Origin of the sequence: Lentibacillus sp. (assembly GCF_035301675.1) — a bacterium.
In the GTDB taxonomy this organism is placed as follows: domain Bacteria; phylum Bacillota; class Bacilli; order Bacillales; family Amphibacillaceae; genus Lentibacillus.
Map to the genome: position 1 here is coordinate 67,991 of NZ_DATGTT010000109.1, position 14,230 is coordinate 82,220.

General features: G+C 41.9%; 16 protein-coding genes. 1 reads left to right on the forward strand and 15 read right to left on the reverse strand.

What is annotated here, in order from left to right:
• Positions 1-234 precede the first annotated feature (234 nt).
• Entirely contained in the window at positions 235-1,110 is an 876-nt protein-coding gene (locus tag VK097_RS15135; RefSeq protein WP_324212637.1) for a DMT family transporter, read from the forward strand.
• A gap of 161 nt (positions 1,111-1,271) precedes the next feature.
• On the opposite strand, the gene VK097_RS15140 is transcribed toward VK097_RS15135, so the two are convergent.
• The 15 genes from VK097_RS15140 to VK097_RS15210 all read right to left on the reverse strand — a co-directional run.
• Complete coding sequence (locus VK097_RS15140; RefSeq protein WP_324212638.1) at positions 1,272-1,709, reverse strand: HicA family toxin-antitoxin system; 438 nt, start codon at positions 1,707-1,709, stop codon at positions 1,272-1,274.
• 62 nt (positions 1,710-1,771) lie between these two features.
• Positions 1,772-3,235 carry an ABC transporter ATP-binding protein gene (locus tag VK097_RS15145; protein ID WP_324212639.1) on the reverse strand — a complete coding sequence of 488 codons (1,464 nt, stop codon included), beginning with the start codon at positions 3,233-3,235 and terminating at the stop codon, positions 1,772-1,774.
• A 5-nt stretch (positions 3,236-3,240) separates the two neighbouring features.
• Positions 3,241-4,068, reverse strand: coding sequence for an ABC transporter permease (locus VK097_RS15150; RefSeq protein WP_324212640.1), 828 nt, complete (start codon positions 4,066-4,068; stop codon positions 3,241-3,243).
• Between the two features lie 11 nt (positions 4,069-4,079).
• A complete protein-coding gene (locus VK097_RS15155) occupies positions 4,080-5,027 on the reverse strand; it encodes an ABC transporter permease (protein WP_324212652.1) in 948 nt (315 codons plus the stop codon).
• Between the two features lie 45 nt (positions 5,028-5,072).
• Positions 5,073-6,683, reverse strand: a complete 1,611-nt coding sequence (locus tag VK097_RS15160) for an ABC transporter substrate-binding protein (protein ID WP_324212641.1) — start codon at positions 6,681-6,683, stop codon at positions 5,073-5,075.
• Positions 6,684-6,769: 86 nt separating this feature from the next.
• Entirely contained in the window at positions 6,770-7,594 is an 825-nt protein-coding gene (locus tag VK097_RS15165) for an urease accessory protein UreD (RefSeq protein ID WP_324212642.1), read from the reverse strand.
• A complete protein-coding gene (gene ureG, locus VK097_RS15170) occupies positions 7,587-8,207 on the reverse strand; it encodes an urease accessory protein UreG (protein WP_324212643.1) in 621 nt (206 codons plus the stop codon). Before ureG ends, VK097_RS15165 begins: the two co-directional genes overlap by 8 nt.
• A 103-nt stretch (positions 8,208-8,310) precedes the next feature.
• Positions 8,311-8,997, reverse strand: coding sequence for an urease accessory protein UreF (locus VK097_RS15175; RefSeq protein WP_324212644.1), 687 nt, complete (start codon positions 8,995-8,997; stop codon positions 8,311-8,313).
• Positions 8,990-9,445, reverse strand: coding sequence for an urease accessory protein UreE (ureE, locus tag VK097_RS15180; RefSeq protein WP_324212645.1), 456 nt, complete (start codon positions 9,443-9,445; stop codon positions 8,990-8,992). Before ureE ends, VK097_RS15175 begins: the two co-directional genes overlap by 8 nt.
• Before the next feature lie 10 nt (positions 9,446-9,455).
• Entirely contained in the window at positions 9,456-11,174 is a 1,719-nt protein-coding gene (gene ureC / locus VK097_RS15185) for an urease subunit alpha (RefSeq protein WP_324212646.1), read from the reverse strand.
• Complete coding sequence (gene ureB / locus VK097_RS15190) at positions 11,174-11,494, reverse strand: urease subunit beta (RefSeq protein WP_324212653.1); 321 nt, start codon at positions 11,492-11,494, stop codon at positions 11,174-11,176. The genes ureC and ureB overlap by 1 nt, the downstream gene beginning before the upstream one ends.
• Positions 11,495-11,610: 116 nt before the next feature.
• Positions 11,611-11,913: an urease subunit gamma gene (locus tag VK097_RS15195; RefSeq protein WP_324212647.1), complete on the reverse strand. Its 303-nt coding sequence runs from the start codon at positions 11,911-11,913 to the stop codon at positions 11,611-11,613.
• Between the two features lie 244 nt (positions 11,914-12,157).
• Positions 12,158-12,703, reverse strand: a complete 546-nt coding sequence (locus VK097_RS15200) for a YusW family protein (RefSeq protein WP_324212648.1) — start codon at positions 12,701-12,703, stop codon at positions 12,158-12,160.
• Positions 12,704-12,858: 155 nt separating this feature from the next.
• On the reverse strand, positions 12,859-13,011 hold the full coding sequence (locus VK097_RS15205; protein ID WP_324212654.1) for a TRIC cation channel family protein: 153 nt from the start codon (positions 13,009-13,011) through the stop codon (positions 12,859-12,861).
• Between the two features lie 302 nt (positions 13,012-13,313).
• Positions 13,314-14,230: glycine betaine ABC transporter substrate-binding protein (locus VK097_RS15210; protein WP_324212649.1), on the reverse strand; the 917-nt coding region annotated here is incomplete at its 5' end.

Here is a 14,230-nt window from a genome sequence, read left to right on the forward strand (position 1 = left end):
GACATCATGCCACCCTACTTTGATTGGACATAATACTTGGTTGCCGATAATTATAACAGTAAAGAAATAGTCATCGTCGTTTCGGAAGGTTTCGTTTCCACAATTATTTCGCCGTTTCGAATCGATCCTCCAAATATGTAAACATAACTTTCTGTGCAAAAAGGTATACAGAATATGCTTAAAAGCTTAAAATATAAAAGTTGTTATTTTAGAATTAGGAGACTGTATTATAAAATGTTAAAAGCTTATTCTTGGCTGACTTTTTGTGTAATCGTATGGGGAAGTAATTTTGTGTTTGGTAAAATGTTGGTTCAAGATTTCTCCCCAACGTTGTTAACATCACTGAGGCTTTTCTTTATTGTATTATTATTAGTGGGGTTATCGTCCTACAAAAGACATGTAAAACGTTTGAATAAAACAGAGTGGCTGGCGATTTTCGCTTTGGGGATTATTGGTGTATTTATCAATCAATGGTCTTTTTTTGTGGGATTGGAGACAGCGGATCCAACAACTTCTGCCCTGATCCTGGCAACAGCCCCGATTCTAACCGGCTTTCTGGCTGCCGCTTTCCTGAAAGAGAAATTAACGATTCGTATGCTGTTGGGATCAGTTTTCGCGATTACAGGGATTTTTCTCGTTGTAACAAACGGCAGCCTTTCCGCTTTATATATAAACAAAGGACTTTTATGGATTGTTGTAACAATGATAACATTCGCCATCATGATCATAATGACGAGAATGCTTTCCCAGCGAATGGATCCACTTACCATTACCCTTTATTCCAATATCGTAGGATTTATTGTATCGATTCCGTTTGTCTTTGTATTGGACAACCCATTACGAATGGGCGTTACTGTTTTTGATTGGGCTTTACTCATCGGAACTGCCATTACAGTTCATGGTATAGCTACTCTAATTTGGAATACGAATATTAAACAAGTTGATGCTTCCAAGGCTTCCATATTATCCAATTTAGAACCTTTTGTGGCCATGATTACAGGGTTAATTTTACTTTACAAGCCAATTACGAGCGCGGAAATAGCAGGTTCTCTGCTTATAGTGGGAGGCGTCATATTTTCCACCTATCAGCGAAAACGTTATACTGTGTAACAAGGGCTGGTGAGTCACAAAAAATAATGAGCGTGTACCTCAATATTAAAAGATACATGCTCATCGCTTTCTTTAATTAAATACGCGAGTAGCGGAAAAACAAGCCAACGAAGAAATTCGAAGTGCCATTTTTACTGGACTTTTTGAACAACCTCTTTAAATCAATCTTTCTTCTGTTCCTTTACTTTATCATGTAATTTCTTTTCTACCTTTTCCACTTTATCGTTATTTACTTTACGTCTTGGTTTTGGATGGAACCATTCTAAAGAGCCATCACGGATAATACCTTTAAATTCTTCATCCTCAATTCTTAACTTGAATTGATGTGCTTCATGTGATTGATTTTCAAGGAATGGTTTTACCTCCATATCACCCACTTCTTCCAATCCTTCATCCTCACCTAATAGTCGGTGAATCTCTCCCTCAATCCACTCAAGGTGATTTGCATCAACATCTTGTTTGGGATGTGGATTTAACCACTGAATTTCATTGTTATGAAAATTCCCCTTGAACTCTTTGCCATTCAATGAAAAACTAAAACGCTGACGTTCATGCATCCGTTTTTCATAAACTTTTTTCACATCAAAACTATCAACCAAAATAAACACCTCACAAGTCTGTTTTACTTATTGCTTTACCCCAAATCATCATTTACTATGCACTAACATTCATAACTCCTAGCAAATTCATCAAAATTTATCATACGGTCACTTACACGCTGCAGCAAGTGCTGATCGTGACTGATTGCAAGTATACCAATATTACGTTGTTTAACCAATTGCAAAACAGCATGCCATATTTGCGCTTGTGTAATTGCATCAAGCATAGTCGTCATTTCATCAGCTATCAAATATTTTGTTTTCGAACCAAGTGCACGTGCGAGGCAAAACCGTTGCAGTTCACCACCAGAAAGTTCACTTGGATATCGATCTAACCACTCATTTTTAATCCCCAAATCGTTTAGCAATTCACGATCCAATGGACCACCTTCAGATAGTATCTGCCTCATCCGCCACCTCGGATTGACTGCTTTTTCCGGGTGCTGCCAGATTAATTGAACTGGATGAGCATCTGAATGGGAAACTGTATTGCCATCGATCTCCACTGTTCCGGCATCAGGCTTCAAGTATCCCGCAATGATTTGTGCCAACGTTGTTTTCCCCGCACCGCTATAGCCAAACAAACCGACAACTTCACCAGGACTTACGTAAAGATTCAGGTTTTTAAAAAGATAAGGAGCGTCCGAATATCGGTATTTCAGTCCATTCACTTTAAGCTTGCGATGATCCTTTATTACCTCCTTATGACTTGATTCATTTATCGGTACAAATTCATTTTGTGGCAATGCATTCCATAATGCTTTCGTATAGCTTTTCCTTAAGCCTTCCCCTTTGCCGGTAAAATCCTCTGCAATAGCCGTCTCAATAGTTTTACCCTCATTCATGATGACAACCCTGTCTGCCGCTTTTAATGCCGTTTCTATATCATGGGTAATAAACATGACGCCTTTTCCGTCATCCGCCAGCTCTCTGATATATCCGGTCACTTCCTGGAGTGATGTCGGATCCAGTCCTGGTGTTGGCTCATCGGCAATAATTAAATCAGGGTCGCCGATAATTGCTGTTGCTGTCAGAACCCTTCTTGCCATACCACCGGACAGTTCAAATGGATAGTGATTGTCTGCTTCTTCCGGTAAACTTATCTTTTGAAAAATAGCTCGTTGAAGGGTTTTGCTGTCACCATACTGGACAGCTGTTTGTACCTGTTTTCCTGTTTTCATCAACGGATTCAGTGCACTGACTGATTGCGGGATCAGGGAAATCTCCTTGCCCCGGAGTTGCTTCTGTCTATCACCACTTAAAACTTCACCTTTATAGTATAACTTTCCAGCACATAGAGTATTTTCAGGAAGGATCCCTAGTATGGCGTCTGCAAGCAAGCTCTTACCGGACCCGCTTGCTCCGATCACTGCAACAACTTCCCCTTCATGGATCGTCATATTTAATTTGCGAATGACCTGCATACTCTGCTCACGCAATCCTCTTTTATACACACGAAAGGAGAGTGCAAAATCTTCCACTTCCAAGAGGGGGGGGTTTCCTTTTTCTATATTCGTTAAAGTCAATGATCTTACACTCCTTTCTGTCCATGAAAAGGATCAATCCATTTGCGCAAGCTCTGTCCAAGCATATCAAAAAGGGCAACCATCAAGAGTAATGACAGACCCGGGAAAACGGCCAGCCACCACATGCCAATAGATAAGTAACGCATTGATTCTGATAAAATAATACCGATCGCAGGCTGCTCTGAAGGCAAACCGAAACCTAGAAACGTAATGGCCGCTTCATGCAGGATGGCATGTGGAAATAACAGGATAAATCCGATAAAAAGCTGTGGCAAAAGATGCGGCAGTATATGATGTCTGGCAATCCACAGACGTGACTTTCCCAGTTTTCGCGACACACCAACATATTCAGCTGTCTTCACCTGAAGCATTTCGGCCCGAAGCACGCGCGTCAAACTTGGCCAGTGTGTGAGGGCAAGTCCGATTACGACACCTTTAAATCCGCCGCCCATTGCAAAAGAAATCAATAGCAGCAGGACAATATGCGGTACACTGAGAAACAGATCAATCAACCCGGTTACGATCCGGTCGATTGTTTCATTCCATGACGCCAAGAGACTGAATATAAGGGCAATCATGGTACTCGAAAACGCAGCAAGTATACCGACTCCAAAGCTCAATGTTAAGCCCTTAAACGTCCGGGCTAACATGTCCCTTCCCAGCCAATCCGTTCCGAACAAATGGCTGAGCGAGGGCCCTTCATTCATTGCCTCCGGACTGATCCCCAGTTTTTCATCCCCAATCCATAAACCGGAAAGAACCATCCCCAGGAGAAGCAGAAAAGAAATTATAATAGCCGCAATGGTCCGCTGCCTCAAACTCACTTTCAGCATTTGGCGCCCCATCATACTTCACCTCTGCGAATGCGAGGATCAACCGCTCTATATAAAATATCCGCTGCTAAATTGCCGATAAACACAAACACTGTACTGCACAAAACAATCCCGAGTAATAACGGCACATCTCCTCCAAGTCCCGCTTCGACAACAGCCTGTCCAAGTCCAGGATAGGAAAATACCTGTTCAGCCAGAACCGCCCCACCAAACAGTTCACCAAATGAAGCAAAATGTACAGAGATGGCAGGGAGGGAGATATTGCGCAATCCATGACGCCAGAGCAGTTTAACCCCGTGTTCACCTTTCGCTTTGGCAAAACGGACATACTCACTATTCATCACATCAACAAGCTTTTGCCTTGTATGCAGTGCAACATTAGCTACTCCCACAATGCTTAAGGTCACTGCAGGCAAAATCAAATGCCTTAAGCGCTCGATAAATGTAACTTCCTCCGCTAAAATTCCAGCCGGGGTCCCGAGTCCAATCGGGAGCCAGCCGAGCCATACTGAAAATAACATTAATAATAATAGCCCCAACCAGAATGCTGGCGTAGATGCAAGGGTAAAACAGTAGCCCTTAATCAGCTTATCAACCCATGTCCCCTCTTTCATTCCGGCAATAATTCCAAGCGTAAAACCAAAAAGGCCTGAGAGTACCCAGGCCACACTCATTAATGCAAGTGATGCGATAAAACGTTCGGCAATCACTCCGGCAACCGGATTGCGATAAATGAGGGATGTGCCCATATCCCCCTGCAACAGATTCTTTCCCCAATGGAAGAATTGCTGAATAGCCGGTTCATTCAATCCCCAATATTCAGCAATATTTTCCCGTTGCTCTGGACTAACCCTTGTCATTTCTGCTCCAATATAAGACTGCACTGGATCAATTGGTGAATTGCTTACTAGAATAAAGGATAGAATGCTGACAGCAATTAGTAATACTGCAAGCTTCATACATTTTCCAAAAAAATAAAAAGCTGTTCGTTTAACCTGCAACATCTACCCCTCTTTCTGTTCCTGTTCTTTCCAACGCCATTGTTGGATAGAATCCGTTATCGGCCAGCCATGACCATGCGGCTGGATTTTCTGATCACCGATCTCAAGGTCTTCATTTATAAAATACAAGTGGCCGAGATTAACAAGCCATGCCCATGGTGCGTCACCTTTTGCAGAAAAACCTGTTTCTCCGTCCCATTGTGCCTTTTGCCAATAACTGTTTGCTTCTTCCTGAGATGTTGCTCTCAGTGCCTGATTCATATATTTGTCTACAACAGGGTTCGAATAATAATTGACATTGTAATAACCAATCCCTCTTGTTTCACTGCTGTATAAATTATACATTTCCAGTGGGTTATAGCTTCCCCATCCCATCATTACGGGGTGGGAATACATTAACCTGTCTAATTCATTCCAGCTTTTCCCTTTCGTTTCTACTTTGATACCGAGCGGCTCCATCATATCCGCAAAAGCGATGGATAAAGATTGACGGATTTGATCACCAGCCGGATAAAGCAGCGTAAACTCCGCTGTAAGTCCATCTTTCTCCCGTACACCATTATCCTTTACTCTCCATCCAGCATCCTTGAGCATGTTCTTCGCTTCTTCCATTCTGCCATCCTCAAACACAGTGTCCGGATTCCACCATGGCAGCTTGTCTGCAACCGAGTATGCAGGTGTGCCGAATCCCTGCAAGACCCCATCAACTAAAGCTTGACGATCGACAGCAATATTGATCGCTTTACGGATCGTTTTATCTGCAGTTACATCATTACCAATCGGAAACCCTTCCCCCGTTTTATCTCCTTCCGGTACAAATGGAAACATGATGCCCCGATTGTCCACACTTTCCAATTCAACAAGATCCATTCCTTGTATATCTTCTTCTGCAAATGATGGCGGCACTGAGGCTATGTCAACTTCACCTGCTTTTGCTGCTGCAAATGCGGCATCTTCTGAGAGGAATAAAAACGTCAACTTCTTGAAGTCTGGTTTTTCTCCATAGTAATACGGATTTGCTGTGACAATCACTTGCTGACCCTTGTCCCACTGCTCCAGCTGAAATGGTCCGGAACCAATCGGATTTTCATTATAATTCTCGTCATAAGCATGTTCCGGAACAATTCCGGTTGAGACCAGCAAATCGATAAAGGTAGATTGAGGCTCTTTTAATGTAAATTGAACGGTATATTCACCAGTTGCCTTAACACTTTCCAGATTACTAAGGTCTATTACAGAACCGCTATTTTTTGCCGTCTCATATGTAAAAACGACATCTTTGGCAGTTAAAGGCTCACCATCAGAAAATTTAGCATCACTTCGAACCTCTACTGTCCACGTCAGACCATCCTCACTTACTTCATAGTTTTCAGCCAGATCATGTTTGATATTAAAATCCTGATCATATTTTAATAAGGTGCTTTGGAAAAGCGGTGAGCCGTAACGCCCCCACCCTGTCGTCGGATCAAATCCGTCCTCTGGTTCTCCGCCGATGGCAAGTACCAGACTATCCTTTTTTTGGCCGGTTTTTTCCTGCCCGGATGTCCCTTCTTCCGTGCAGGCACTTAACAAACCAATGACAGTTATGATCATTATACTTACTATTTTTTTCATATGCGATTTCTCCCAGTCCCATTGTCATTTTAAATCATAACAGAAATAACAATGCCCGACAATACAGGCGTTGTCGGGCTTAAGCGTTAATATTTCCTTAATGAGCTCGGCTTGGCTTGAAACCATTCCTGACTTATTATATGGTGACTCTTTGTAATAATTCGCTCAATTACCTGTGTTGAATTAGCCAATACCCGAATGGTAAAACCTGAAACAGCAAGCTCTGAGATTCCGACCTTAACATCTTCTGATTCCTGTTGAATCATTTCATATATTTGATCAATCAGTCCGGTCTCAACCTTATCACTTATGACAATAAATGATCCTAAGTGTGTGTACCCTTCCATGAAACCTATTCCTCTCATATGCTGTTCCCCCGGATTAAGTTTAATATGGTCGTAAGAAATAAGCTCACCCTCCATATAAAACTCATTGATAAGGCGCAGAGAATCATAACTGAAATCTTCTCTGTCCGGTGACCATCCGGGTGTAAGCACATCTGAGTAAAGAAATGTTGCTCCTTTTGCCAGGTGAACAATGTTCCTTTGCAGGTATCGTGCATCTTTGTATGCAATTAATGGATCAGGAAGATACTCCAGGTAACTATCTTCTTCCAGATAAAATTCAGCCTCCTGGTATGCATGTGTCTTCGGTGTTTTATATATTTTTGTGGCCGATTGTGTCGTTAAAGTAAGTTGGGCCTTTTCACCAAGTGTTACTTTCATTCGGTATGTGTCGCCATCTAAATATCCGCCACCCGGGTTCAGAACATAGTAACTCGGGTGGTTGGATCGATTATGGTAAACGGGACGCATGATTTTAAAAGCACCCTGAAAGTACAGATTTTTCGTGACTGTTTTCCCTTGACGCCTTTCTGCATCAAGTTCAAGAATTCCTGTCCAATCAGGCATCCTGTTCCAAACCTCTTAACAATGCATTATGCTTAATCCAATCGACCACTTCATCTAGACCCGTATTATCTTTTAAATTAGTAAACACATATGGTTTATTTCCGCGGAACACTTTTGTATCAGATTCCATTACATCAAGCTTGGCGCCGACATATGGAGCCAAATCGGTCTTATTGATAACAAATAAATCAGATTTAATCATCCCTTGTCCGCCTTTTCGCGGGATTTTTTCTCCCTGGGCGACGTCAATAATATAAATCGAAAAATCGACCAGCTCCGGACTAAATGTAGCAGCTAAATTATCACCGCCGCTCTCAATAAAAATAAGCTCAACATCCGGATGCTTTTCTTGTAATTCTTCTACCGCTTCAGAATTCATCGACACATCTTCACGAATCGCTGTGTGCGGGCATCCGCCTGTTTCAACACCAATAATCCTGCTCTCTGATAAAATTCCATTTTCGTTTAGTATTTTAGCGTCTTCTTTTGTATAGATATCATTGGTAATAACCCCCATACTGATTTCATCGTTCAGTTCCCGGGTTATTTTTTCCGCCAATTCTGTTTTACCTGCTCCTACAGGTCCACCGATTCCTATCTTGATTGGTTCCATTTATAATTCACATCCTTTAAGGATTATTTTAGGTTGTTTTCGTATTCGTTGTTGCTATCTGCCCCGCAGTCCGAATACACATCGCTTTCCGGGGACGGCTTATCTAGGACATAAAGATTCTCACATTAACCCGCTCATGTTGCATTTGCGATAACTCAATTCCAGGTGAAATTGCCCCGAAATCGAGTTCCTCTAATTGTTCAATCTTGTTGACTGCGGCTTGCAGCTTTGGCTGAAAAGAATAAATGATTTTTTGTCCGGCAGTTTGACCTAATGGAATAGCCCGTACAGCATTTTGTACAAGATTAGCAATGGTTGAATATAAGTAATACAAAATGGTTGTTTGTTTTGAGACATTCAAATAATGCCCGGCCATTGTAAACACAATTGCCGAATGCCCAAATGCTTCTTTTTGACTGATGCGATCCCTATACAATGAAAGCATCGGAGCACCAAAAATAGATTCCGCAATCTTGACCATATGCCTTCCCATCTGCTGGGTGCCTTCCCGTGTTTCCCGTGCAATATTTTGTACCGTCAATAAGCGATCCATTTCCCAGATGACATCAAGATTTTCATCATTCAATGCATCATAAACAATTCTCGCGGCAAGTCCGTCAGCATATACGAGCTGCTCCATCAAATAAATTTCCAGCCATTCGGCAAATGTTTCCCCGTTATACACTTTATCTGCCTGAATATAGCTTTCCAGTCCAAACGAATGACTGAAAGCACCGCTCGGAAAATTGGAATCGCACAGTTGGAACAACGATAACATATTATTATTCATGACTGTGTCCTATATGACGGAAGGCTTGTTTAACCTTTCTGTTTTCCCGTTTAAAGGGAATGTCAAGTTCCTCTAATAATTCTTCCACGAGGTAATCATATTGCACAAGCATTTCATTATCCTCAAACTGGGCCGGGAGGTGACGATTGCCCAGCTGATGAGCAATCGTTCCCATTTCAAACATATTACGCGGCTGAATAATTAATAAATCATCACTCATGACGTCAACCGCAATGATATTCTGATCATCCATATACAATACATCGCCAGATTCTAAATCACGCGGATTTTTAAGGCGGATTCCAAGTTCCCTGCCGTGATCTGTTTCCACACGCTGGATACGTTTCACTAAATCTGCACTCTCCAAATGAACCTTTTCCATATGCCGTTTATTTCGTTCATCCGGATTAATGTCGTTTATGTTCGTTACAACTTCCTCGATAATCATTTCATTCACCTCAAAACAAGAAATAACGCTGACCCATTGGTACCGTATCAACCGGATCACAGGTGATAAGTTCACCATTAATTTTTACCTCATATGTTTGCGGGTCAACATCAATGTCCGGTGTTTCAGAATTAAGTTTCATATCTTTTTTCGTCAGTTGACGGATGCCATTAACCGGCAGAACAATTTTCTCAAGACCTAATTTTTCCTTGATGTTATCATCATAGGAAGCTTGTGACACGAAAGTGAATGAGCTGTTGGTCAATCCCTTGCCGACCGAGCCAAACATTTGGCGATAAATCATCGGTTGCGGCGTTGGAATGGATGCATTCGGATCCCCCATCAATGCACTCACGGCCATACCGTTCTTTAGTGTCATTTCCGGTTTAGCACCAAAGAATTTAGGATCCCAGAGCACAAGATCCGCGGCTTTACCAATTTCAACAGAACCGACATAGTCTGATATACCATGGGCAATAGCCGGGTTAATGGTGTATTTTGCTACATAACGTTTTGCCCGATTATTATCTGCGTATTTGCTGTCACCGTTCATTGTACCGCGTTGTTTTTTCATATTATCTGCGGTCTGCCAGGTTCTCAGAGCAACCTCACCAACACGCCCCATTGCTTGCGCATCTGAACTTGCAACACTAAATACGCCCATATCCTGTAACACATCCTCTGCCGCAATTGTTTCAGAACGAATTCGTGAATCAGCAAAGGCTATGTCTTCCGGGACAGATGGATTCAAATTATGGGCAACCATAACCATGTCAAGATGCTCATCAACTGTGTTCACCGTATATGGCAAGGTTGGATTCGTGGATGCCGGCAATACGTTCTCCATTCCGGCAGATTTAATTAAATCCGGAGCATGCCCCCCGCCTGCACCTTCCGTATGGTACATGTGAATCCCTCTGCCATTGATGGCCCGCATGGTATCTTCATAAAAACCACTTTCATTTAATGTATCCGCATGAAGCGTAATTTGGATATCATATTTATCAGCAACACGTAATGCATGGTCGACGACAGAAGGTGTTGCACCCCAATCTTCGTGAATTTTCAACCCAAGTGCACCGGCCAAAATTTGCTCCGATAAAGGGCCTTCTGCGGCAGCATGACCTTTCCCTGTAAATCCAACATTAATTGGCAGCCCTTCAAATGCAGATAACATTCGTTTTATATGCCAGGGACCGGGTGTTGCCGTTGTTGCCTTTGATCCGGCTCCAGGTCCTGCACCGCCGCCAATTAATGTCGTCGTCCCATTGGTAAGTGCAACATCAACTTGATCCGGATTGATAAAATGAACATGAGTATCAATAGCACCGGCAGTAAGAATCTTTCCCTCCCCTGAGATTACTTCAGTTGAAGCTCCAATAACAATATCTACATTATTCTGCACCAATGGGTTCCCAGCCTTGCCTATTCCGGAAATATTTCCATCACGAATGCCGACATCCGCTTTATAAATGCCGGTATAATCAAGCACAAGCGCATTGGTAATAACTGTATCCGGGACACGTTCATCTTCCTCACGTGTAACCAATGGATGCTGACCCATTCCATCACGAATGACCTTGCCGCCGCCAAATACAACCTCTTCTCCATATGTTGTATAATCTTTTTCAACCTGAATAAATAAATCCGTATCCGCCAAACGAACAGAGTCACCTGTCGTAGGGCCATACATTTGAGCATACTGGTCTCTTGGCATCTTAAAACTCATTATTGATCCCCACCTTTCAGTGATCCATCCACCATATTATTGAAACCATATATTTCCTTCTTTTTGGCAAAGTCTATCAATTCCACTTCTTTTTCATCACCCGGTTCAAAACGTACTGCCGCTCCCGCCGGAACATTCAGCCGTTTACCGTAGGCTTCATCCCGATTAAATTCCAATGAATTATTCGCTTCATAAAAATGATAATGCGAACCAACCTGTATGGGCCTGTCGCCAATATTTATGACATTAACCTTTGAGGCAGACATGCCTTCATTACATACAATCTCGTCATCTTTTAAAATAAACTCACCTGGAATCATCATAATCAAACTCCTTTCTTTTCATCCTGAAAATTATTAGGGCAGTAAATACCTGAGATCAAACCAGGTCTCATCCGGCGGCACTCATTGCCTTGTGTGCCTGCACCTTCGTTTTATCAACGAATCGGATGATGTACGGTCACCAATTTGGTCCCGTCCGGAAAAGTAGCTTCCACTTGAATATCGTCAATCATTTCCGGAATCCCTTCCATGACATCGTCTCGTGTTAATATTTTAGCTCCATATTCCATTAATTCAGCAACTGTTTTACCATCCCTTGCACCTTCCATGACTTCGTATGTAATTAACGCCATAGCTTCGGGATGATTTAATTTCAGACCTCTTTGTTTCCTTCTTTTCGCAAGATCTGCTGCGACGACAATCATAAGCTTGTCCGTTTCACGCGGTGATAATTGCATGCATTAACCCTCCTCAAACGTTTTGATAAAGAAAGTTTTCCCGTTTTTTATAACTTGGAAACGTTTTTCCAAAAACATGCGGAGTTTATTAAAACGTCATTAAAACAGCCGGGAAATCGGGAATATAAGTGATAAAGCCGGCTGATTAAATCTAAAATAGCAGTAATGGCATAATATATCAACTCTCGCATACTTACAGTTGCCTGCTGAATGCAAAAGATGAAATAAATGATGTTACTCCTGATTACTTTTTATCCTCAAATTCTATTTTCGTGCCGTCTTTAAATTTGATTTCTAACTCCAGTTCCTTGTAATTTGACTCCAGGGAGAATGCATCCAATGCTTGTTTAATGGCATCGCTTTTACCAGTCTGCTGGTCGATAGTCAGCTTTTTAACATTTGGATAAATTTTAGTAAACGCTTCTTGACCGTGTATATCAACACCATTCAATTCATCTTCCAGATCTGCCTCAACACCACTGCTTTGTTTTTTTTCCAAGCTTGCTTCGAATTCTTTATCCCCGTTATATTCAACCGATAACTCAAAATCAACATAATCAAGTTCATCCATTTTTGTCTGCATGTCACCAGATGTTTTGTTATTATCTGTTGCCGTATCATTCGTATTGTTATCGTCCTGATCATCAACATCATTGTTATCTTGACCTTCGTTATTCGTAACATCGCTTCCCTGATCAGCACTCGTATCACCATTATTATTTTCGCCGCCGCATGCTGCTAACGTTAAAGCCAGAATGAATATTGCCACTGATAATATAATTCTTCTCATATGTTTGCCTCCTAGTTTTATTAATTTATACAGTAACCTTCCCGTTTTCATCTAAAATTAAAACAAAAAGGTTCCAAGTCAAATATGGGATATTGGGCGCCGGAGTAATCCCCATTTAAAAAGCACCGAGCACATCCTTAATGTAACAATTACGGCTAACAGGAGCACCTGTCGCCCAAAGTGCGTAAATTTCCTCGCAAAAAAATCATCGGCTTACGTCCTGCAAGAACATCCCTTATCATTCCTCCGCCTGATCCAGTCAAGGTTGCTGCAACAAGTATCGCACTTAACGATGCATTGACCTGCACGGCACTTAAAGCCCCTTGAATAGCAAATGACGCCAAACCAATCGCATCAAAAAGAATTCTCCATTTATTCCAATATTGTCCACGGATTCGGTAATAGAAAAACAACAGTAATCACCAAAAAGACGACAACGAATAACTCACTCTGCGTCCAAATGCCGTCGTTTATTCTCTTCGACATGAAAATGCTCCTCCCCAAGCAAACAGACTTTTATTGTTTCATCTGTCTACTTAAGAAGGAGCATATCACAACCAGCGATTTTTTATGAGCATTTTAAGGATCGATTATTGGTCATTACTGCTTGTTATTCACTCTTCGCACTTTCCAACACTTTTCCCTTGAAATCCGGGTTGTTTTCAAGAAATTTCTTCGCTGCTTCTTCGCTCGACATACCCGACTGAATACTGAACATGACATCCTGGTTCTGCTTTTTCGTCCAGTTAAATGCGTCGATTACCTTGTATGCCAGCGGGGAATCTTCTTTAAACCCTTTTCGGGAGACGGCATAAACGTTATCCGGGTCACCGTAACCATTCTTTGGATCCTCCAGCATCTTCAAATCAAATTCATTGAATGTCCAATGCGGTGTCCACAGCGTGACAACGATTGGTTCTTCATTGGCGATGGCAGATTTTAATTCAGAGGCCATTGCCGGACCTGAGCTCGATTGAAGCGTCCATTTTTCATCCAAGCCATAGGACGGTATCACGCTTTGCTTGGTCACCTCCATCATCCCTGCACCAGGACTGATACCGGTAATTTCCCAATCCAATTTTTTACCAATATTGTTTTTATTGTTAGCTAAATCTTCTATCGAATTAATATCTTCCATATAAGATGGCACGGTCAGTGCAAGCTCCACCTTTTCCGTAACCATACTCATCTTATGGAGATCATCTTTATATTCTTCCCAATAACTTTTATGTGTATATGGCAACCATGCTCCGACCGTCGCATCCGATGAGCCGTCGGCAAGCCCTGAATATTCTATCCCGACATCTGTTTCAGAAACCGTTACGTTATATCCGACTTCTTCAAGCAGCTGTTTCACCACATATGTTGCACCGATATTGGAAACATACGTATCTGTTGCCAATGTCACTTGTTTCTTACCAAGCTTTTGCTGACCTTTATTTGCATTTCCTTCGTTGTCTGAACTGTTTTCGTTATTGCTGCATGCTGTCAATGCAGCCAACAACACGAAAATGATACTTATGAAGC